A 22,922-nucleotide genomic window follows, 5' to 3' on the forward strand; every position below is an offset into this window, starting at 1 on the left:
ATGGATAATTTTATTAATGTGCCGTTTACAAATTCTAATTTAGATGATTATATCATTCGAACTGCTATCTTTAATGCGATAAAAGAAAACATTGATTTATTTGAAGGTGATTTATTGGATGTTGGATGTGGTAAAATGCCGTATAAAGATTATATTTTGCAGCATTCAAAAGCTGAAAATTATACGGGATTAGATATCGAAACTGCATTGCCCTATGATAGCAAAGTTAAGCCAGATTATACTTGGGATGCCATTAAAATGCCTTTCGAAGATAATTCGTTTCATTGTGCTTTCGGAACAGAGGTTTTAGAGCATTGCCCAAAGCCCGAAGTCATTTTAAAAGAAACCTATCGTGTTTTAAAACCCGGTGGCACTTTCTTTTTTACAGTACCTTTTTTATGGCCTTTGCACGAAGTACCAAATGATGCCTATCGATACACCCCTTTTTCCTTAGAACGTCATTTAAAGAATAGCGGATTTAAAGACATTCAAATTCAAGCTACTGGCGGTTGGCATGCCGCTATGGCGCAAATGTTGGGGTTGTGGGTTAAAAGAAGCGGGATTTCACGTAAAAAAAGAAAATGGATTTCCTTTGTTTTAAAGCCCATAATAAAGGGTTTAATTAACAAAGATCAACCTGAAAAAGTGGTGTTTAAAGAAGAACAAATGATAACCGGTTTATATGGATTTGCAAAAAAGTAGAATAGCAATTGTATCGCCCTCAAAGCATTCGTATTCCGAGACTTTTATACATGCACAAAAAAACGGATTAAAAGGCGATGTGTTTTATTATTACGATGGTGCATTGCCCAAATGTTTAGAAGGTTATGGTTTGTTGCTTTCTACCAGCGTTTCGGTTGTTAATAAATTAAAACGGCTATTAAAACTATCTCAATTTTCTGCTAACGAAACAGCTTTTATTCAATCATTAAAAAAGAATAAAATACAAGTTGTTTTAGCACAATACGGACCAACGGCACATAGAATACTCAACATTTGCAAATTTTTAAAGCTGCCGTTAGTCGTTCATTTTCATGGCTACGATGCTAGCGTTAACAGTACTATGGAACAGCATAATAATTATAAGGAAGTATTTGAGTACGCATCCAAAGTCATTGCAGTTTCTAAGCACATGGAAAAGAAGTTGATTACTTTAGGTTGCGACGCAGAAAAAGTCGTTTTTAATCCTTGTGCCCCACATAACGATTTTTTTAAAGTAGATGCAAAATTTACAAAAAAACAATTTGTTTCTGTTGCAAGATTCACCAATAAAAAAGCACCGTATTATACCATTCTAGCCTTTAAAAAAGTTGTGGAAGCACATCCGGATGCGCAACTAATTATGGCAGGAAACGGAGCATTGCTCAATACCTGTAATAACTTGGTATCGTTTTATGGCTTAGAAAATAATGTGCAATTTATTGGGGTAATTGATAGAGAAGTATTTATAAATTTATTAGAAAAATCTTTAGCTTTTATACAGCACTCAATAACTGCAGAAGATGGCGATAGCGAAGGCACACCAGTTGCGATTTTAGAAGCGAGTGCAGCAGGATTGCCTGTGGTTTCAACAGTTCATGCAGGAATTCCAGATGTTATCGAACATGGAAAAACAGGTTTGCTATCTAATGAGCATGATGTAAAAGCGATGAGTGAAAACATGCTAAAATTAATTGATAATATAACTTTAGCTAAACAATTGGGAACATCTGGAAAAACTAAAATCAAAACAGAATTTAATTTAGAAAAGCATTTAAAAACATTACAAAAAACTATTGAATTGGCTTAATTCCAATTTAGCTATTAATCATTTGTTATATTAGCAAAATACCCTAAACTTGTCTGAATTAATGGATTCATTGGTATCTATAATCATTCCCGCTTACAACCGCTCGCCATTAATTAGCGAAACTTTAAACAGCGTTTTAAACCAAACCTACACCAATTGGGAATGCATTATTATTGATGATGGATCGACCGATAATACCATAGAAATCGTTAAAGAATACACAGTCAAAGATTCTAGATTTGCAATTAAAAACCGACCTTCAGGAAAACCAAAAGGTGCCAATGCATGCAGAAATTACGGTTTAAAATTAAGTAAAGGCGAGTATATTTTGTTTCTTGATTCTGATGATATTTTAAAAAACACCTGTTTAGAAAACCGATTGAATGCCTTTAAAACATCGAAAAATATAGATTTTGTCATTGCAAATTCATCGTATATAAAAGATAATGTTTATTATAACAAACCTATTTGCGAATTTCCTAGTGATTATAGCTCAGAAAACTATCTTAAACTGTTTTTAAGTTATAAATTACCATGGACTATAATGAGTGTCCTCTGGAAAAGAGAGCTGATAAATAATTTTCAATTTGATGAAAACCTAATGCGTTTTCAGGACTTAGATTATCATATTTCTATTCTATCAAATAAAAAATATAATTTAACTAGGTTAAATTATGTCGATACATATTATCGCGTTGAGGATGAGAAAGTATTAAGTGAGAATTATATTGCTACTGTAATCAATAGTCTCAATTATTTTTTGAAAAAGCATATAAATCAAGATTATATTCAGAAAAAATATCCGAATAGTTTTAAAAATTTCATCTTGTTTTTTTTAGTAAATTACCTGTATCCAAATTATAAAAACCATAAATCAGAAATTCATAAAATTGAAGATATTATAAAGGATTCCAAATTGTTTTCTTCAAAAGAATCATACTTATTGAAAATCAAAAAGGCATTAATTACTAAAGATTTGGTAAACAAAAAAGGCTTTGGGATAAACAGATTTAATAAGCTCATAATGAAAGGTTTAGAGTATGAGTAAAATATCTATCATTGTGCCTTGTTATAACCAAGCTTCCTTTTTGTATGAAGCATTAAATTCGGTTTACAATCAAACGTTTAAAGATTGGAAATGTATTATTGTAAATGACGGCAGTACAGACAATACCGAAGAAATAGCATCCATTTGGGTGCAAAAAGACGAACGCTTTAAGTATGTTTCAAAACCAAACGGAGGCTTATCCCGCGCAAGAAATAAAGGAATAGAAATCAGTAACTCAAAATATATTTTTCCATTTGATGCGGATGATAAATTGCATCCAGATTATTTAGAAAAAGCCATTCCTATTTTGGAAAATGATGATGCTATTGAAGTATTGACCTCAAAAGTGCAATTTTTTGGAGTAAAAGAAAATGTATATCAATTACCAACTTATACTTTTGAAACCCTATTGCTTAAAAATTGTTTTATAGCCTGTTCTGTTTTTAAAAAAGAATCTTATTTAAAAGTTGGCGGTTACGATGAAAACCTAAAATCTTTTGAAGATTGGGACTTCTGGATTTCTGTTTTAAAACATGGCGGTAAAGCCTATGTTATTGATGAGGTTTTATATTATTACAGAAAACACGAAGCCAATTCGCTCTCCAACAGGTTTTATACCGACGGCGATTTTTACTACGGATTATACGATTATGTTTATAAGAAACACATCGATTCGTATTTAAAAGCATTTCCAAACTTTATATTTGTTTACAAAGATTATTTAAGGCTAAAAGCTTTTAACGAAAAGGTAAAAAAGAATATGCTTTTTAAAATATATGCCCAATTTAAAAAGATGTTTAAAAAGTAAATGCGCGAAGGCCAAAACATATCGAGAGACCAATTAATTGATAAAACACCTTATAACCATAGGGTGATCATGCCTTTATATATTCCAAATAATACAGGTTATTATAAAGATGCGTTTTCAATTTTCGAGATGTGTTTAAAATCCGTAAACAAAACGGCAAGTTCCAATATTGCTGTTTCTGTTGTGAGTAACGGTTGTAGTGATGACGTAAATAATGCATTGTTAAAGTTTTATCAAGAAGGCTTAATAAACGAGCTCATTATCGAAAAAGAACAAATAGGAAAATTAAATTGTATTTTAAAAGCCTTGAGAACTTCAGATGAACGCTTTTTAACCATAACAGATGCCGATGTTTTGTTTATGAATGATTGGGAAAATGAAATTATGAATGTGTTCGAGGCATTCCCCAAAGCATCAGCGGTAAGCCCAATTCCTGTTTTTAGAACCCAAAATCATTATACATCAAATATTATTTTTGATTACTTTTTTTCAAAGAAGATAACGTTTTCAGAAGTTAAAAATCCAGAAGCTTTAACTAAATTCGGAAAGAGCATTGGTTGGGAATGGTTAGACGAAAAATGGAAAGACGTTATTATGACTCTTGATGCTCCAAAGGGCGATTTAAAAGCCGTTGTGGGTTGTAATCATTGTACGGTAACTTACAAAAGAGAAATTTTTGAGAGTATACCCCATTGCAATTCAAAATACAAATTAGGAGGCGATAGCGAAGGTTTGTATTTAGATAAACCATCCATGTTTTATGATGGTTACAGGCTGGCAACTTATAATAATTATGCCTACCATTTAGGAAATAAAATAGAAGATTGGATGCTTGATGCTTTTAATAATTTGAAAGAATCAGGCAAAAAGGAATTCACGTTTAAAGCACCAATTTTAAAGAAATCCAAGCTGAGGCATATTATAAAAAATGTGGTTTTTAAAAAGATAATCGCTCGAAAGCCAATAAGAAAATGGTATTATTTAAGGAAAGGTTTGGGCAAGAATAAAGTCAACGATTTTGTTTAGAAAACGTTTAAATTAATGAAGATTTACAAATACTTTAAAGCTAAGGTTGCCGAGTTTAAGCGCAGGTTTATAACCAACTTAAACACAAAGCAAAACAAATCGGATGTCGATAGATGGAAGCAGAAAAAATGGCTTTTTGACGATTGGAACGAGCGCACCAAAATCATGGCACAATGGATTAAACCTAACTCAACTGTGTTGGAGTTTGGTGCCGCAAAAATGGCCTTAAAACAATTTTTGCCCAAAGGTGTTGTTTACACACCATCTGATATTGTTGATAGAGGCGAAGGCACTCTGGTATGCGATTTAAACCGAGAAATGCCAGATTTTAAACCTCAAGATGTTATCTTTTTTAGCGGTGTTTTAGAGTATATTTACGATGTTCCAAAATTGATAGAAAACTTGTCCAGCAAAACAAATCGGTTTATTATTTCTTACGGCACTTTTGATGTGTTTAATAGTGAAAAACATCGTAAAATAAACGGGTGGGTTAACACCTTTACAAACGATGAAATTCTAAGCATTTTTAAAAAAAACAATTTTGAACTGATTGAAACTGAAACTTGGAGAAAGCAAACCATTTACGTTTTCGATAAGCTAAAAAGCTAATGATTTCAATAATTTATCCATATCGTAATAGAGATATTCAAAGAGTAAAAAACTCTTTGGAATCTTTGCAGTTTCAAACAAATAAAGTTTTTGAAGTGCATTTTGTTAATTACGGATCGAATGAAAATTATACCCATCAAATTGAAAATTTACTTAAAGGTTTCAGCTTTGTAAACTACACTTATTTATACACCAAAAAACAACCTTGGAACAAATCCAAAGCCATAAATAGTGTGTTGAAAAACTTGGAAACTGGCTATTTTTTTGTGGCCGATATCGATATGATTTTTCATTCCACTTTTATTGATAAAGCATTAGAACTTTCAAAAAATAATGAAGCGTGGTATTTTCAAGTGGGGTTTTTAAGTGAAGAAGAATCAAAAACATCAAAAAAGTTTGAAGATTACACTATAAAATTTAAAAGTAATAAAGAGGCAACAGGTTTAACGATGTGCTCAGTAAAATCTGCTAAAGCCATTCGCGGATTCGACGAGTTTTATCATTTTTGGGGTTCAGAAGACTCCGATTTTCATGTAAGGCTTAAAAATTCTGGTTGTAATGTCAATTATTTTAATGAGAAACTTTTGATGCTGCACCAATGGCATAAAATATACAGGCACAAGGAAAGTGAAAGCTTAACTGCCGACTTGCAAGTGTCTGGTATTGTTCAGCTTAATAGTTGCTATTTAAAGCAAACTATTCAAAATAAAAAAACAATTGTTAATGGTAATGATTGGGGCGAAACACAAACCAAACAACAGTTTGAAAAGTTAGTTGCACATTCTAATAAGCAAAACAAATTAATTAGTAATGGCTGTGCAGAAATAGATTATTTTCTTTTTCAAGAATTACCAAATTTAAAACCTGGAATTTATAGTTTTCAAATACGTGCAAAACAACAAAATACCTCATTAAAAACAACCCTAAAAAGTGTACTTAAAAATAAAAAAACACAATGTTATTCACTTAAAACCATAAACGATAAACTATTATTCCATATCGTAAATTTTTATAGAAATAATCCGTACAATTACAATGTTTCAAAGGATTTAAAAAGTATTACATTTGTTATTGAAAAACCTTAAATCTTGTCGATGATATCAGTTGTAATCCGAAATAAAAATCAAGATAAAGCACTCGCGTTTTTATTAAAAAACTTAACGGAGCGCTATAAAGATGATGTTTCTGAAATTATAGTTATTGATAATCTTTCAACAGATAAAAGTGAATCCGTATCAAAGCAATATGGCGCACGATTTGTAACCATAAAAGACTTTAGTTACGGGGGAAGTGCAAATTTAGCTGCAAGCGAAGCCAAAAATGATATTGTTGTTATTTTTAGTGCGCACTCGTATCCTGTAAGCCACGATTTTTTTAAACTCATAAAAGAGAAATTTAAAGGCCGTAAAGATTTAGCGGGTTTACGTTGTTTGCATAGCACAATCGATTATAGGAATTTTATAAATAAAGTATCTGCACAAACCGACCCTAATAAATCTGGATTGATTTTTTCTGGATCTGCGTTTAATAGAAAAGTTTGGGAGCAACACTCTTTTAAAGATGATGTGGCAACTTTCGAGGACAAAGAATGGTCCAAAAGAGTGATTAAAGCAGGCTATAAAATAGAATTTGTAGCATCTATTTTCAGTTATGAAATTAAAAGAACAAAAGCACAGAAATTCTTTAGGTTTAAAAGCGATGTGGTTGGTAATTACCAATTATGGCATCAAGATTTGAGTTTGAAAAATGCTTTTAACGCTTTAGTAATGGGAACTTTCAGATTAATAAAGCACTTTGTAATTGATTTTTGGTACATTGTAAAACGATTTATATTTAGCTTAAAATTTGTGTTTAATAAACCTGAAAAGTTTGATTAATATGAGGAAAATAGGATTTATTCCACTTCGCAAAGGTTCAAAAGGCATTCTTAATAAAAACAAACGTAAAATGGTTGGCAGACCATTATTCACTTGGGTTTTAGGAGAAGCCATTTTTTCTGATTTAGATGAAATTTATGTTTATACAAACGACCAAGACATCATCGATTTTATAAACAAAGAATACCATTGGACAAACAAAGTAAAAGCGCTTTTAAGAAGTGTTGAAAGTGCAAGTGATACGGCCTCAACCGAATTTGCCATGCTGGAATTTGCTGAAGCTATAAACTACGATTTTGATGTTTTTTGCTTGCTTCAAGCCACATCGCCATTTACTAAAAGAGAAAATATTAATGAGTGTCTAAATAAATTGAATAATAATTACGATTCTGCTTTAACCGTTGTAAATACACACAGGTTTACTTGGAATGAAGACGGAACACCTGCTAATTATAATATTAACAATCGCCCAAGAAGGCAAGATTTTGATGGTTTATTGATTGAAAACGGTGCCGTTTACGTTACAGCTAAAAAGGCACTTCAAGACAGCAAAAATAGAATTAGTAATAATATTGCTTTGGTAAAAATGCCAGAGGATTCTTTGCACGAAATAGATTCTGAAAACGATTGGACGGTTGTTGAACAACTACTTATTAACCGACAAAAAAAAGAAAGAAAACCAAGTAAAATCACACATATAGTATTGGATGTTGATGGCGTATTTACAGATGGCACAATTACTTACACCAAAGATGGCGAGCATACCAAAAGCTTTGATATGCGTGATGGCATGGGACTTGAAATTTTAAGACAATTTGGAGTTGAGGTTATGATTATGACTTCGGAACAATCAGAATTGGTTGCAAAACGCATGCAAAAGTTAAAAATTGAACATGTGTTTTTAGGCGTAAAAGATAAATATAGCTTGCTTCAAAATATCATTCAAAAAGAAAACATATCCATTAATAATGTAGCATATTTAGGTGACGATGTTAACGATTTAACCAATATTTGTAGCGTGGGCTGGTCTTTAGCTCCAAACAATGCCACGGATATTGTAAAACTACATGCCGATGTTGTGCTATCAAAAAACTCGGGAGCGGGAGCCATACGGGAAGCTTGCGAGTTTATAATAAATTATAATAAAAGATTTTAATTGCCCTAACCCAATGAATACATACAAAAAACCTTATGTTATTGCCGAAATTGGTTGCAACCATAAAGGCGATATGGAGATTGCCAAAGAGCTTATAAAAGTGGCTAAAATATTCTGTAATGTTGATGCTGTAAAGTTTCAAAAGCGACATAATAAAGAGTTGTTAACCGAAGCGCAATACAATCAGCCACATCCAAATCCAGCAAATTCTTATGGCGATACTTATGGCGCACATCGCGAATTTTTAGAGTTCGATGTAAATCAGCATAAAAAGCTTAAAGCATATTGTGAAGATATTGATATTACGTATTCAACCTCGGTTTGGGATCTTACTTCGGCTAAAGAAATCGCTTCAATTAACCCTGAATTTATTAAGATACCTTCGGCGTGCAATAACAATGCGGCAATGTTAAATTGGTTATGTGAAAATTATAAAGGAGAAATTCACATTTCAACAGGAATGACCACAAAAGATGAAATTGAAGCTTTGGTTAATCTGTTCAAAAAACAAAACAGAAATAAAGATTTAGTGCTTTATAATTGTACTTCGGGTTATCCCGTTCCGTTTGAAGATGTCTGCCTTTTAGACATCAACTTATTAATAGATAAATATAAAAATGACGTAAAACATATTGGTTTTTCGGGGCATCATTTAGGAATTGCAGTTGATGTTGCTGCATATACCTTAGGCGCAAATATTATTGAAAGACACTATACCATTGATAGAACTTGGAAAGGTACAGACCACGCCGCATCTTTGGAACCCATGGGTTTACGTAAATTATCGAGAGACTTAAATGCGGTTTACAGCGCTTTAAGTTTTAAAACCCAAGATATTTTACCAATTGAGCAAGTACAACGCGATAAATTAAAAAACCAAAAAGGATAATTTTATTTTGAAGAAGAAAAAAGTATTCGTTTTTTTCCCCGATGGTGTTGGTTTAAGAAATTTCGCTTTTACCGATTTTAAGAATATCGGCGAACAAAAGGGTTTTGATATTATCTATTGGAACAACACCATTTTTTCGTTAAAAGACAATTTGGGTTTTAATGAAGTTAAAATAGAAGACCATTCGGCGCATCCACTTTTGCCCATATATTCAAGAGCAAGAAAACGCGCAGAATTAAATGTTTCGCGAGATAAATTTAAGGATGATGTGTATCCAACTTATAAATTCCCATTCAATTATAAAGGCTTAAAGAATATATTTAAAAGCCTTTATACCAAGTGGTTGATTGGCTTGTATTCCTCAGAAAAGGGCATAGTTAAGCTCAGAAAAAAGATTAATAAGTTAGAACGCTCAACTTCAAAATATAAGTATTGCAAAGCACAGTTAGACGAGCATAAACCCGATTTAGTGTTTTGTACCACACAACGGGCCACACAATCTATTAGTGCGCTTTTGGCTGCTAAAGATTTAGGAATTCCCACAGTTGCATTTGTATATTCTTGGGATAACGTGCCTAAAGCCATGCAAGTGGTAGAGACCGATTATTATTTTGTGTGGAGCGATTTAATGAAGGAACAAGTGTTGCAATATTATCCGTTTATAAAAGAAGAACAAGTTTTTGTAACAGGAACGCCACAGTTTGAACCACATTACGACACTAGTTTAAAGCAATCTAGAGCAGAATTTTTTAAAGACTACAATCTTGATTTAAGCAAAAAATACATCTGCTATTCGGGAGATGATGAAACCACTTCTCCATTAGATCAATATTATTTAGAAGATTTAGCAAACGCAGTTAGAAAATTAAACGCCAAAGACGAAAACTTAGGCATAATTTACAGAAAATGTCCAGTTGATTTTACTACTAGATATAATGCTGTTATTGAAGCCAATAAAGATATTATTAAAATTTTAGACCCCATTTGGAAGCAAGTTGGTAGTCAATGGAATCAAGTATTACCAACTCCAGATGACTTTAAAATGCTCTATAATGTTTGTGAACATAGCGAGTTTGTAACCAATGTGTGTTCATCAACCGTATTCGATTTCGTTGCACATAGGAAACCATGTATTTATTACAATTATGAGCAACCACAATTAAAAAAAGGTATTCGTGATATTGGACAAAATTATAAATATGTACATTTTAGAAGTATGCCAAGTGATAAAGCAGTAATTTTTTGTACCGATAAAAACGATTTAGAAGGTTTGGTAAAGCAGATTTTAAATGGTAAACTTTCGAATATTGATGAAGGAAAAAAGTGGTTTGAAGTAATTGCTGGTAAAACACCAACTAAAGCTTCAGAGAAAATATGGAACGCTATAGAATCTGTTTTAAATTAAGAATAACCTAGAATTATGAATATTGGTTTTATCACACCTGAATATCCGCACCAGAAAATAAAATATGCAGCAGGAATAGGAACCAGCATAAAAAACCTGGCTATTGCTTTGGTAAAAAAAGGGGTCAAGGTTACTGTTTTTGTTTATCACCAAAATAGTAATGAAGTTTTTGTTGATGGAGGTGTAGAAATTCATTCAATAAAAACAAAAAGATTTAAAATAGCTACTTGGTTTTTTTATAGAAAACATGTTCAAAATTACGTAAGACAAATTGTAAAAAGGAATGAGATACAACTTTTAGAGGCGCCAGATTGGACAGGTATTACTGCTTTTATGGTGTTTAAAGTACCTTTAGTTATTAGATTTCATGGGAGTGATGCGTACTTTTGTAAACTGGAAAAAAGAAAGCAAAAGTTCAAGAATTTTATGTTTGAAAAGCTTGCTTTAAAGCAAGCAACAGCTTTTATAGCACCAACTAATTATGCTAGTAACGAAACAAAAAAAATATTTGGTTTAGATAAAAAAAAGATAAAAACGATTCATTACGGTCTAGAATTAGAAAATTTTGAGAATGATACCCCTGTGAATTATAACAAAAACACCATTTTGTATATTGGAACAATCATTAGAAAAAAAGGTGTTTTAGAACTCGCCCAAATATTTAATAAGGTTATTGAAACAAATTCAGAAGCGCAGTTAATTTTGATTGGAGGTGATGCTACAGACATTAAAACCGGAAATGTTTCAACATATAGTTTGATGCAAAATATTTTTTCCGCGAAAGCGAAAGAACAATCAAATTATTTAGGAAAGATACCTTATGAAGATGTAAAAGAGTACATTAAAAAGGCTCAAGTTTGTGCATTTCCGTCATTTGCTGAAACTTTAGGGATGGTTACTATCGAATCTATGGCATTGAAAAGACCCGTTGTAAATACAAGCATAGGTTGGGCACAAGAATTAATTGATGATGGCGAAAACGGGTTTTTGGTGCATCCTTCAAAAATAAATGATTACGCATCTAGAATTATTGAGTTGTTTAACGATGAAAATTTGTGCCTAGAAATAGGGATAGCGGCTAGAAAAAAAGTGGAAACCCTTTTTGATATTGAAAAAAATGCTGATATAAATATAGCATATTATAAATCTATTTTGAATACATGATTCTTTTAATGCATAACAATGAGGTAGTAATTGAAATTATTGATTTGGATTCTAAAAAATCGATTTCTCTTACTACTCGGGTAATCATTGATGAGTTATTTAATCAAGCGCAAATCAATTCGGAGAGTATACTTGTTTGGTGCCACGAATCTCTAAAAGAACATATTAATATTGAAGGTATAAAGGCATCTTTTCATCTTAAAAACATGATGCTTTCTTATGGGGAAAACCCATATTTTTCCAACCGGATTGGTTATGTTGAAGACTCTCCATTTTTAAAAGTAAATAAAACCGTAAAATACCCAACATGGTTAATGAGCAGTCAAGTTGGCGCTATTTACGCATCGCAGCTATTAAAGTTTAAAAACAAAATAAAGATAGACGATACTTTCGATTTTGTTTTAAACGCCATAGCAAAACAAGGCATGCCCAATGGTTTGTTTTGTTATTCCGAGCCTAAACTTTTAAATAAGAACGCCGCTTTAATTCATTCTGAAACAGCTTCAAACGTTCAATTGTTTAAGTTTGTAAAACTACATTATAAAAGTGTTTGGAGCATTTTATTACTTCTTAATATAATGATTAATGAAGGCAAGTTTCCTATATGGGCTTTTGTTCGGAATTTGCTTAAAAGACAACAAAAATTCAAGTTGAAATTTGATTTAGAACCTCTTGAGAAACAAGTTATAAAAACGAGCTCGACAATAGATGTTATTATTCCAACCATCGGGAGAAAAGAATATTTGCATAATGTGTTAAAAGACTTGTCAAATCAAGCTTTATTGCCCACAAAGGTGATTATTGTTGAACAAAATGAAGCTATTAATAGTAAAACGGAATTGAATTTTATTAAAAATGAAAAGTGGCCTTTTAGTATTGTTCATAAATTTATACATCAAACAGGAGCATGCAACGCCCGTAATTTGGCTTTAAAAGAAACAACATCAAACTATGTTTTTTTTGCTGATGATGACATAAGATTTAATGAAAATTTATTGTTAAATAGCATTAATTTTATGCATGAGAATTATATAAATGCGCTGACCTTAAGTTGTTTAAGGAAAGATGAAGTAGAAGTTTTTAAAACCACATTTCAGTGGTCGTCATTTGGTTCGGGTTGTAGTATCGTAAAACGTGAAGTTTTAAATAAAACCGAATTTAAGGTAGCTTATGAACATGGTTTTGGAGAAGATGCCGATTATGGCATGCAATTGCGACATTTAGGATCAGATGTAATTTACTATCCAAAAGAAAAAATAACCCATTTAAAAGCGCCAATTGGTGGCTTTCGTGAACCTTACAAACATCCGTGGCAAAGGGAAGGCGAGGTGCAACCCAAACCTTCACCAACAGTAATGCTGAATCGATTGAATAACTCAACACCACAACAAGTATTGGGTTACAGAACCAAGCTGTTTTTTAAATATTACAAAACGCAAAAAGTTAAAAATCCTATTGCATATTATAAACGGTTTAAAAAACAATGGGCACAAAGTTTGTTTTGGGCAAATATTTTAAAAGAACAAGATAAATAAATGAAATTTTCATTAATTATATGTACCTATATGCGGAGCGAACCTTTATTGAAGTTGCTGTTTTCAGTAAAGGAACAAACCCTATATCCAAATGAAATATTAATTATCGATGGCTCAATTGATGATAAAACGAAACAACTATTTAAAAACCATACCTTTAAAAACCTAAATTATTATAAAGTTGAAGAAAAGGACAGAGGCCTAACCAAACAACGTAATTTCGGAATTAATTTAGTTGATGAAACTTCAGAAATTATTTGTTTTTTAGACGACGATATTATTGTGAAACCAAATTACTTTGAAAATTTATTAACTACCTACAAAGCAAAACAAGATGCTTTGGCTGTTGGCGGTTATATTTTAAATGATAATGTATGGAAGTTGTCCGATAATAAAAACAATAACAACAATTTCTATTTTGATGGCTGGATGCGAATTGAACCCTCACGTTTTAAACTAAGACGAAAGTTTGGTTTGTTTCCAGATAAAATACCCGGTTTTTTCCCAACCTTTGCCCACGGAAGGTCTGTTGGTTTTTTACCGCCTTCTGGAAAAATTTATCAAGTGGAACAAATTATGGGGGGCGTATCGTCATATAAAAAAGAGATTTTTCAGCAACTTAATTTTTCAACCTATTTTGAAGGCTACGGATTGTACGAAGATGCCGATTTTAGTTTACGGCTCTCAAAAATAGGTAAGCTTTACGTAAACACTGCTGCCCAATTGTACCATTATCACGACGATTCGGGCAGACCAAATAAGTACAAATATGGGAAAATGGTAGTAAGAAACGGGTGGTATGTTTGGCGTGTAAAATACCCAAAACCCACTTTAAAAGCCAGAATAAAATGGAACGCCACTTCGTTTTTATTAACGATTATCAGGTTTACAAATGTTGTAAATACAAATAAGAAGAAAGAGGCTTTAACCGAAAGTTTGGGTAGGATAGTAGGTTGGTGGTCATTAGTTTTTAATAAACCAAAAGTGCAATTATGAGGTTTTTAATCATTTCGCACACCAAACATAAGCAGCAAAATAATGTGCTTTATGCTTATGCGCCTTATGTTCGCGAAATGAATTTATGGTTAAAATATGTAGATGAAATTGAAATTGTAGCTCCAAAAATAAAGACTCCTATTTCAACTATCGAAATGGCGTACAGACATGATAATATTCGCCTTAACACCGTACCCTCAATAGCATTTACTTCGATTAAAAAGGGGTTAGAATCCTTTATTAAAATTCCAATAATTTTCATTTCTATTTTTCAGGCCTGCAAAAGAGCCGACCATATTCATTTACGTTGCCCCGGAAATATTGGGCTTTTGGGGAGTTTGGTTCAAATATGTTTTCCAAAAAAAATAAAAACCGCAAAATACGCTGGCAATTGGGATCCAAAAAGCAAACAACCATTAAGTTACAAATTTCAACAATGGATTTTAAGCAACACGTTTTTTACTAAAAATATGCAAGTGTTGGTTTATGGCCATTGGAAAAACCAAGCCAAAAATATTAAGCCGTTTTTTACGGCCTCATTTTCTGAAAAAGATAGAGTTAAGGTTGAAGAACGCGATTATAATAACAGGTTGCACTTTGTTTTTATAGGGACTTTGGTAAAAGGAAAACGACCCCTTTTTGCTATTAAATTGGTGGAACAATTAAAAAAAGAAAACAAAAATGTTTTTTTGGAACTTTATGGGGAAGGACTTTTAAAAGAAACGCTCAACGATTATGTAATTAAAAATGGTTTAAAAGATGTTGTTTTATTTAAAGGCAACCATAGCGCGTCGATAATTAAACACACGCTGAAAAGAGCACATTTTTTAATACTGGCATCAAAGTCCGAAGGCTGGCCCAAAGCCATTGCCGAAGCTATGTTTTTCGGAACTATTCCAATTGCTACCAAAATTTCGTGTCTACCGTTTATGCTTGATTATGGAAATCGCGGTATTTTGATTGATGAAAATTTGGATACGGCCATCCATCACCTTACGAATCATTTAAAAAATGAATCGCTCTTAAAATCTATTTCGAAAAACGCTAGTAATTGGTCTCAAAATTATACTTTAGAAGCCTTTGAAAAAGAAATTGTTAAATTGTTAAAGCCACAATGAAAGTATTACAATTAATAGATTCTTTACAAACTGGAGGTGCAGAACGCACTGCGGTAAATTATGCTAATTTACTGGCTGATTTAATTGATAAATCTTTTTTGTGCGCAACACGTTTAGAAGGTGCGTTAAAAACAACCATAGACAAAGATGTTGGATATGTGTTCTTAAATAAAAAAAACACCATCGATTTTAAAGCCATAAAAAAACTGAATGCATTTATTAAAATGCACGACATTGATTTTGTGCACGCGCATTCTACATCCTATGTGCAAGCAGCTATTTTAAAAATATTTAATAGTCGTATTCAGGTCATATGGCATGATCATAATGGAAATAGAAATTCCCACGGCTTATTTAAAAATTTGGTGTTAAAGTTCTGCTCGATTTTTTTTAATAAAGTAATTGTGGTCAACACCAATTTAAAGCTTTGGGCAGAAAAAAACCTATTTACAAAAAACATATACTACCTATCTAATTTTTCTGTTTTAACAGAAGAAAAACAACGCACAGTTTTAAAAGGAAATATCGGGAAACGTATTGTTTGTTTGGCAAATTTAAGGCATCCCAAAAACCATATACTGCTTTTAAATGCATTTAAAAATATTTCAGACTATAAAACTGATTGGAGTTTACACTTAATAGGCGAAGATTTTAACGATGCCTATTCAAACCAAATAATAGCATATATTATTGAAAACAAACTAGAGGATCACGTTTTTTTATATGGCTTAAGGCAAGATATAAATTATATTTTATCACAATGTGATATTGGGGTATTATCCTCGTCATCAGAAGGGTTACCATTGTCTTTGTTAGAATACGGATTAGCTAAACTAGCTGTTGTAGCTACTAATGTTGGCGATTGTAATAAAGTGATAACTAACAATTCAGAAGGTATATTGGTAAATTCTAATGATGTAGATGCATTTTCAAAAGGCTTATTAAAATATATCAATAATGAAGACGAGCGCACACAAGCTGGCGAAATGCTGTATAAAAATGTAACTAATAATTTTAGTGCTAAAAAAAACTTAGAGCAATTAATTTCAATTTATAACAAAGCGTGAAACAGTATAGTTACATAACGTTAATCGTGTTTCATGTGGCTTTAGCTGTGGGCATATTTATTTTTGAGCCCTTATCTAAAGTTTACTTTATAGCCATTCTAGCTATTAGTTTATACAGCATCATAAATGCTCCAGCAAAAAAACGATATGTATATGTTTTGGGAGCGTGTGCGTATGTGGTTGGTTCAGAGGTGTTTTTAAGGATGACTGGAGGCAATTTTATATACGAAGCATCAAAGTATTTTGTTATTTTATTTGTTTTGTTAGGTATGGCTTTGGGCGATGGTATTGGTAAAAAATCATATATATACTTTATGTATATTTTGGCTTTAATACCCGGCATTGTTGTGGCAGCTAATACACTGGGTTTTGAAACCAATGTAAGGACAGCCATTGCTTTTAACTTAAGCGGACCAATTTGTTTAGGAATAGTGGCCTTATACAGTTACAAACGAAATGTATCAATTATAGCATTACAGAATATTTTATTAGCCGCAGTTTTACCAATAATAACTACAACAGCTTATTTGTTTTTATATAACCCCAGTATTGAAGCCGTTTTGTCTGGAACTCAGTCAAATTTTGAAGCTTCAGGAGGGTTTGGGCCAAATCAAGTGTCAACCGTATTGGGTTTAGGTGTTTTTTTATTGGCAGGCAGATTGTTTTTGCAATCCAAAACACTTTTTTTAAAGATTTTAAACGTTTCAATATTAGGCTTAATGGCATACAGGGCTATCATCACATTTAGTAGAGGGGGCGTTTTCGTTGCCGTTGTCATAATTTTAGCTTTTATTGCTGTGTTTTATTTTAAATCTTCGTCCAAAACAAAGCTACGGCTAACGTTTACATTACTGATTTTAGGATTGGCAATATTGTTAACATGGTATGTTAGCTCTTTTAATACAGGAGGCTTAATAGATAAACGTTATAATAATCAAGACGCAATTGGCAGAACAAAAGACGATGTAACCACGGGAAGGACAGGTTTGCTAACAAACGAATTAAACGAATTTTTCGAAAATCCATTTTTAGGCGTTGGCGTTGGTAAATTAAAGGAGTTACGATTTGAAAAAGAAGGCATACAAGCTGCATCACATAACGAAATGAGTAGAATAATTGGAGAACACGGTATTTTTGGCGTGGTAGCATTTTCAATAATATTGCTAGCACCATTGTTTTTAAGGTTTAAAAACAAAAAAAACATATATTTCTTTTCCTTTTACTTATTTTGGTTTTTAACCATTAACCATTCATCCATGCGTATCGCAGCACCCGCTTTTATTTATGGCTTATGTCTGTTAAATATTCAGTTTGAAAAGCGAACAAAGAAAAAAAGCATATCAATTAAAAATGCATCGTCGCGAATAACAAATGACATCTAACCCATTAAAAAGCAATAAAACTTTAACAGATGAAAAACCTATTGTACATAGGAAACAAATTATCAAACAAGGGTAAAACAGTAACCTCTATTGAAGTTTTTGGGAAGTTGCTTGAAGCTGAAGGTTTTGTAATAAAAACAGCTTCAAGTAAAACAAACAAGGTGTTTAGAATGGTTGATATGTTATATCATGTAATGAAGTACAGAAAAGAATCGCATTTTGTGCTAATCGATACATACAGCACTTCTAATTTTTATTACGCGTTTTTAGTTAGTCAATTTTGTAGGCTGTTAAATTTAAAGTACATTCCAATATTACATGGAGGAAATTTACCCAGTCGATTAAAATCGCACCCAAAATTATCAAAATCTATATTTAATTACGCGTATAAAAATGTGGCGCCATCAAAGTATACACAATCTAATTTTGAAGCCTTGGGATATTCAAATTTAGTTTGTATTCCCAATAGTATCGAAATAAAAAATTACCCGTTTAAGGCACGTCACTTTGATAAGGTGAAACTATTGTGGGTGCGTTCGTTTTCAAAAATCTATAATCCATTATTGGCCATAAAGGTTTTAAAAGCCTTAAATGACGACCAGATCGATGCGGAACTTTGTATGGTCGGTCCAGAAAATGATGGGAGTTTAGAAGAAGCAAAAAAATATGCTGAAACGCTTAATGTAAAAGTAACCTTTACTGGAAAATTAGAAAAAGAAGCATGGATTAACTTATCTAAAAGCTTCAATATTTTTATAAATACCACCGATTTAGACAATATGCCTGTAAGCGTTATTGAAGCCATGGCGTTGGGCTTGCCTGTAGTTTCCACAGATGTAGGTGGTATGCCTTATTTAATAACCAATAACAAGCATGGTATATTGGTAAAACCCAATAATGTTGAAGCGTTTATAGAAGCCATAAAAAAAATTAAAAACCAACCAGAACTAACAAAATTAATGATGGCTTCTGCCAGAAGTAAAGTAGAGGAATTGGATTGGAATACAGTTAAAAACCTATGGATTAAACTCTTAAAATAATTAGAGCATAATTAAATTTACTTACTATATTTATAGTCTCTCGATTTTCACTTAAAACATGTCAAAAAAAGGAATTCATTTTAATATTTCCGAACGTAAAGTTCTACTGCGAATATTCGATATTATTTCCGTGCTAAGTGTATTGTATTTTGTAAGCGATACATTCGATTTTGACTATTTTACCATTACCAAAGAAAACTGGACCTGGGTTTTTGTATTAATAATTTATATATTGGTTTTTGGTACAATTTTCGAATTGTACGATTTGCAAAAAGCGAGCAAGATAGAAACGGTGTCGGCTAACATAGTGTTAACAGTGTCTATTACAGTTTTGTTCTATTTTTTAACACCATTTTTCACACCTGTATTACCGGTTAATCGACTACAAATCCTATACTTTTATTTCGCAATTCTGTTTGCACTTTTTGTTTGGAGACTGGCATACATAACCTTTGTGGTGTCGCCCAGATTTTATAAAAAAGTACTTATTGTGGGTGAAACATCCAATATTCAAGCTATTGTTGAGGCTTTTAATGTTGCAGATCCGAATTATAAAATAGTGGGCTTTATTAATTGTGAAGACAATAAAACCGATAAAATTAAATTTAAAGGAATTGTTGAGTACAGTCCCAAGCAAATTTATCAGGTTATTAAAGATGAAAACATATCCGAAGTCGTTATAGCGAGTTACAATTCCGAAACCATAACCCCAACCATTTACAAAGACCTTATTACACTTTTAGAAGGCGGATTTCCCATAAACGAATATACACAGGTTTACGAGGATTTAACCCGTAGAATTCCCATACAATTCATCGGAAAGGATTTTTACAAGTATTTTCCGTTTAGCCGAAGCAACCAAAATAAACTGTATTTATTTTTTCATCGATTTTTCGATATGCTCATTGCGGTAATGGGTGTTTTGGTCGGGATTATTTTATTGCCATTAATCCTTTTGGGAAATGCTATTGGCAATAGAGGAACGCTTTTTTATTCCCAAGAGCGCATCGGTAAACACGGAAACCTTTTTAGGATTATCAAATTCAGAAGCATGATTAAAAATGCTGAAAAAGAAGGTGCGGTTTGGGCAAAGAAAAACGATGCCAGAATTACCAAATTCGGTAAATTTTTAAGACATTCAAGGTTAGATGAAATCCCACAATTTTGGAATATTTTAATGGGTGATATGAGTTTGATCGGCCCAAGGCCAGAGCGTCCGTATTTTGTTAGAGAACTATCTCAATTACTTCCGTTTTACGAAACCCGCCATATCATTAAACCAGGGTTAACAGGTTGGGCGCAGGTAAAAACCAGATACGGCTCATCGGTTGATGATAGCCTTCTTAAACTTCAATACGATTTGTATTATATTAAACATCGAAGCTTTTTTCTGGACATGAATATTCTTGTAAAAACGCTAAGTACCGTGATATTTTTTAGAGGACAGTGATTTTGTGTTCAGTTTTCAGTCGAAGTATTCAGTCACAGTCTCAGTTTTTAGTATATCATGGTTTCGGTCAAAACTCCGTGCACCTCTGTGAATCTCAGTGAATCTCTGCGAAATAATTTAGTCTCGGTTTTCAGTCGCAGTTTTCAATCATTTAACATTAAAATATTTTATCAAATACACATATCTAATAAAAAGGGCGATTAAAAGCGGAATTAATCCAATGGCAAACACTTGTACGCCAATTAGCCAATGCAGGGTCATTAAACAAAGTAAAATGACCAATAGCTTTAAATATTTAACAAACCAATTGCTAGGTTTCTTTTTTAAGAGTTGCGGTATCACTAATAAATTAAGTGCAAAAGCCCAAAGTAAATTGTAGTTTTGGTGTGTTCCGGTGTGGTCGGTTGCAAACCAAAGCAATAAAATAAATACACCAACAATGCCTGTAATGCTGAACAAGACAACGTCCAGCCATGTGCTGCGTTTTTCATTTTTTCGGTCGTTGTAAGTGATATATAATATGAGTAATCCTACAAACCCAAAAACGAATAACGGACTGGTAAAAAACGACGTTGGTTTAACTCTGTTTTTTTGTTGAAAAAGTATTTTGCTTTCCTTTACCAACGGCTCGTTATTGGTTTTAATAGTTGCATTTTCAAAGAATTTATAAATAAACTCAGGTAAAAACATGTGCTGTTCGGGTGTTGCTTTTCTGTCGATTACCGAACCTAAAGCCACATCAATCCCCAAACTTCCCCAAGAATTTTTGTTGAGGTTATTATGAATTAAAGTTCTAAAAGTTTCATGTTTAAAGCCTTTGGGTTCGTTAAAAGTAATGTTGTCATTTAAAGCAATTTTGGTAACATCCTTAATTTTAGTCGCACAATTATCAAAAAAGAACTCATATAAATACTCCCTGTTTTCTGGCTTGTAGTTATTGACCAAAAAATTATAAAGCCTTTGTTTCTCCAGTTGCGAAAGATTTAAAACTTGTTCTTTAACCGTTCTATCTTGTCTAATGTAATAACTTAAAAGATCATAATAATCACTTTTTCCAAGCGAATAATTTAATTTGCCAGTTGCAAATTTTAAATAAAAATAAGGTGTCGAAAAATTAAAAAGACCATAATCATACGTTTTATCAAGATTTAGGGACTCATCTTTTATTCTAAAAGCGTTATGTCCAAAAGCGTCATTTAAAGAATTCCCGGGTCCAATAGTTAATACACTAATTTTGGCTTCGTTTGACAATTCAATTTGTTGCCCAAATGAAGTTTTAATACATAAAAGAAAACATAAAAGAAGTAGTGTTTTTTTCATTTAAAATTGTTTTTTTGGCTTTAGCATGATTTTATTTAACAAATACTTTTTAATGAGCTTATCTAAAAATACTTAAGTCGAGTTTTAATGAAAACACATTCGAGTATAAGGCTACACTCTGGTCGCCAATATCGGTAAACGCATAATCTATTTGAACGCCGTTATATTTAAAACCCACACCAAAACTGGGTTGAAAGCTCAATTGCTCGGTGTTATCTATTTGCATTTCGTTTTGAAAATTACCAACACCAGCACGTAAATAAACCATATCGACATAGCCAAACTCAAAGCCTATAGCTGGATTTATACTGGCGAATGATGATGAAATAACATCGTTGTTTTCCTCGAACCGAACATTTAAATTAACCGCTGTTAACAAGGTGTAGTCCACATTAAAATCGACTAATTTTGAAACTCCTATTTGTAGTTTCGGTATGGTGATTTCGGTAGTTTCTGGTAATTCTTGATTTTGGCCTGCAACCGCATTTTGTATTTTGGCAAACTCGTCCTCGTCAATGGCCCAAGCATTAAACGTGGTGGTGATATCGCGCGCCATAACACCAAATTTCCAATTGTTTTTGGTTTCAAACTGAATGCCAACATCAAAACCAAAACCCCAAGACGCCGCAAAATCGCCAATAACGCGTCTTATAATTTTCGCATTTACCCCATAATTTAAACCTTGAACCGGAAGTTTTCTAGCATACGAAAAGGTTAACCCGTAATCGGCAGTCGAAAACAAACTAATTCTGTCGTAATTAATATTGCCCTGTGCATCAATTAACTGTGTGGTATTTAAAATGTCATCAACCGCAAAACGAATTAGCGAAATGCCCACAGCACTTCTGTTATCAATAGGCATCGCAAAGGCCGCATAATCGTAATTGGCAATATTGGCAAAGTAACTGGAGTGCATCAAAGCGAGCTGATTGTCTTCAAGATTTAATAACCCCGCAGGATTCCAATAGCCGGAATTCACATCGTTGGTATGCGCCGTAACCGCGCTACTCATGCCCAAAGCTGCGGCATCAACGCCAATATTCATAAACTCGTTGGAGTATTTTCTAACGGTTTGAGCGCATAGGGTTAGTGTTAAAAAGCAAAATAATGTGGTTATGTAAGCCTTCAATCGCTATTTTTTTTACAAAGATGCATATAATTTATCACCTAATAAACTTGAAATAATAATAGATATTGTTTGATAGTTGTTTTTCACAGCAATAGTTTGTTATTTTTACATCTC

Annotated in this window: 21 protein-coding genes; 19 read left to right on the top strand and 2 right to left on the bottom strand. The window is 32.5% G+C overall.

Features of this window, described 5'->3' with window-relative positions; translation table 11 throughout:
• The 19 genes from RNZ47_RS11725 to RNZ47_RS11815 all read left to right on the top strand — a co-directional run bounded on the left by RNZ47_RS11725 (position 1) and on the right by RNZ47_RS11815 (position 20,359).
• Positions 1-702 (top strand): methyltransferase domain-containing protein, encoded by a 702-nt coding sequence (locus RNZ47_RS11725; protein WP_311940197.1) that lies wholly within the window; start codon positions 1-3, stop codon positions 700-702.
• Positions 683-1,789 (top strand): glycosyltransferase, encoded by a 1,107-nt coding sequence (locus RNZ47_RS11730; protein ID WP_311940199.1) that lies wholly within the window; start codon positions 683-685, stop codon positions 1,787-1,789. The genes RNZ47_RS11725 and RNZ47_RS11730 overlap by 20 nt, the downstream gene beginning before the upstream one ends.
• Before the next feature lie 61 nt (positions 1,790-1,850).
• Complete coding sequence (locus RNZ47_RS11735) at positions 1,851-2,837, top strand: glycosyltransferase family 2 protein (RefSeq protein ID WP_311940201.1); 987 nt, start codon at positions 1,851-1,853, stop codon at positions 2,835-2,837.
• Complete coding sequence (locus RNZ47_RS11740) at positions 2,830-3,645, top strand: glycosyltransferase family 2 protein (protein ID WP_311940203.1); 816 nt, start codon at positions 2,830-2,832, stop codon at positions 3,643-3,645. Before RNZ47_RS11735 ends, RNZ47_RS11740 begins: the two co-directional genes overlap by 8 nt.
• The gene (locus RNZ47_RS11745; protein ID WP_311940205.1) at positions 3,646-4,671 is read left to right on the top strand and encodes a glycosyltransferase; all 1,026 of its coding nucleotides are present in this window, start codon (positions 3,646-3,648) and stop codon (positions 4,669-4,671) included. It begins immediately after the preceding gene.
• 15 nt (positions 4,672-4,686) lie between these two features.
• Complete coding sequence (locus tag RNZ47_RS11750) at positions 4,687-5,280, top strand: methyltransferase domain-containing protein (protein WP_311940207.1); 594 nt, start codon at positions 4,687-4,689, stop codon at positions 5,278-5,280.
• Entirely contained in the window at positions 5,280-6,365 is a 1,086-nt protein-coding gene (locus tag RNZ47_RS11755) for a galactosyltransferase-related protein (RefSeq protein ID WP_311940209.1), read from the top strand. Before RNZ47_RS11750 ends, RNZ47_RS11755 begins: the two co-directional genes overlap by 1 nt.
• A gap of 9 nt (positions 6,366-6,374) precedes the next feature.
• Entirely contained in the window at positions 6,375-7,157 is a 783-nt protein-coding gene (locus tag RNZ47_RS11760; protein ID WP_311940210.1) for a glycosyltransferase family 2 protein, read from the top strand.
• 1 nt (position 7,158) lies between these two features.
• The gene (locus RNZ47_RS11765) at positions 7,159-8,313 is read left to right on the top strand and encodes a cytidylyltransferase domain-containing protein (RefSeq protein WP_311940212.1); all 1,155 of its coding nucleotides are present in this window, start codon (positions 7,159-7,161) and stop codon (positions 8,311-8,313) included.
• 13 nt (positions 8,314-8,326) lie between these two features.
• Positions 8,327-9,202, top strand: a complete 876-nt coding sequence (locus RNZ47_RS11770; RefSeq protein WP_311940214.1) for an N-acetylneuraminate synthase family protein — start codon at positions 8,327-8,329, stop codon at positions 9,200-9,202.
• A 7-nt stretch (positions 9,203-9,209) separates the two neighbouring features.
• Entirely contained in the window at positions 9,210-10,607 is a 1,398-nt protein-coding gene (locus RNZ47_RS11775) for a glycosyltransferase family protein (RefSeq protein WP_311940216.1), read from the top strand.
• A gap of 15 nt (positions 10,608-10,622) precedes the next feature.
• Entirely contained in the window at positions 10,623-11,771 is a 1,149-nt protein-coding gene (locus RNZ47_RS11780) for a glycosyltransferase family 4 protein (RefSeq protein ID WP_311940218.1), read from the top strand.
• Positions 11,768-13,306: a glycosyltransferase family 2 protein gene (locus RNZ47_RS11785; protein WP_311940220.1), complete on the top strand. Its 1,539-nt coding sequence runs from the start codon at positions 11,768-11,770 to the stop codon at positions 13,304-13,306. Before RNZ47_RS11780 ends, RNZ47_RS11785 begins: the two co-directional genes overlap by 4 nt.
• Complete coding sequence (locus RNZ47_RS11790; RefSeq protein ID WP_311940222.1) at positions 13,307-14,302, top strand: glycosyltransferase family 2 protein; 996 nt, start codon at positions 13,307-13,309, stop codon at positions 14,300-14,302.
• Positions 14,299-15,420 carry a glycosyltransferase gene (locus RNZ47_RS11795; RefSeq protein ID WP_311940224.1) on the top strand — a complete coding sequence of 374 codons (1,122 nt, stop codon included), beginning with the start codon at positions 14,299-14,301 and terminating at the stop codon, positions 15,418-15,420. Before RNZ47_RS11790 ends, RNZ47_RS11795 begins: the two co-directional genes overlap by 4 nt.
• Positions 15,417-16,487, top strand: a complete 1,071-nt coding sequence (locus RNZ47_RS11800; RefSeq protein ID WP_311940226.1) for a glycosyltransferase family 4 protein — start codon at positions 15,417-15,419, stop codon at positions 16,485-16,487. Before RNZ47_RS11795 ends, RNZ47_RS11800 begins: the two co-directional genes overlap by 4 nt.
• A complete protein-coding gene (locus RNZ47_RS11805) occupies positions 16,484-17,869 on the top strand; it encodes an O-antigen ligase family protein (protein ID WP_311940228.1) in 1,386 nt (461 codons plus the stop codon). Before RNZ47_RS11800 ends, RNZ47_RS11805 begins: the two co-directional genes overlap by 4 nt.
• A gap of 29 nt (positions 17,870-17,898) precedes the next feature.
• Positions 17,899-18,909, top strand: a complete 1,011-nt coding sequence (locus tag RNZ47_RS11810; RefSeq protein WP_311940230.1) for a glycosyltransferase family 4 protein — start codon at positions 17,899-17,901, stop codon at positions 18,907-18,909.
• 58 nt (positions 18,910-18,967) lie between these two features.
• On the top strand, positions 18,968-20,359 hold the full coding sequence (locus tag RNZ47_RS11815; RefSeq protein ID WP_311940232.1) for an exopolysaccharide biosynthesis polyprenyl glycosylphosphotransferase: 1,392 nt from the start codon (positions 18,968-18,970) through the stop codon (positions 20,357-20,359).
• A 147-nt stretch (positions 20,360-20,506) separates the two neighbouring features.
• Here the strand turns inward: RNZ47_RS11815 and RNZ47_RS11820 are convergent, their stop codons facing one another.
• Both RNZ47_RS11820 and RNZ47_RS11825 read right to left on the bottom strand, forming a co-directional pair.
• Complete coding sequence (locus tag RNZ47_RS11820; RefSeq protein WP_311940234.1) at positions 20,507-21,679, bottom strand: lipoprotein N-acyltransferase Lnb domain-containing protein; 1,173 nt, start codon at positions 21,677-21,679, stop codon at positions 20,507-20,509.
• A 58-nt stretch (positions 21,680-21,737) separates the two neighbouring features.
• Positions 21,738-22,808, bottom strand: coding sequence for a putative type IX sorting system protein PorV2 (locus RNZ47_RS11825; RefSeq protein WP_376717822.1), 1,071 nt, complete (start codon positions 22,806-22,808; stop codon positions 21,738-21,740).
• Between the last annotated feature and the right edge of the window lie 114 nt (positions 22,809-22,922).

Source organism: Hwangdonia seohaensis, assembly GCF_031932625.1.
Taxonomy (GTDB): Bacteria; Bacteroidota; Bacteroidia; order Flavobacteriales; family Flavobacteriaceae; genus Hwangdonia; species Hwangdonia seohaensis.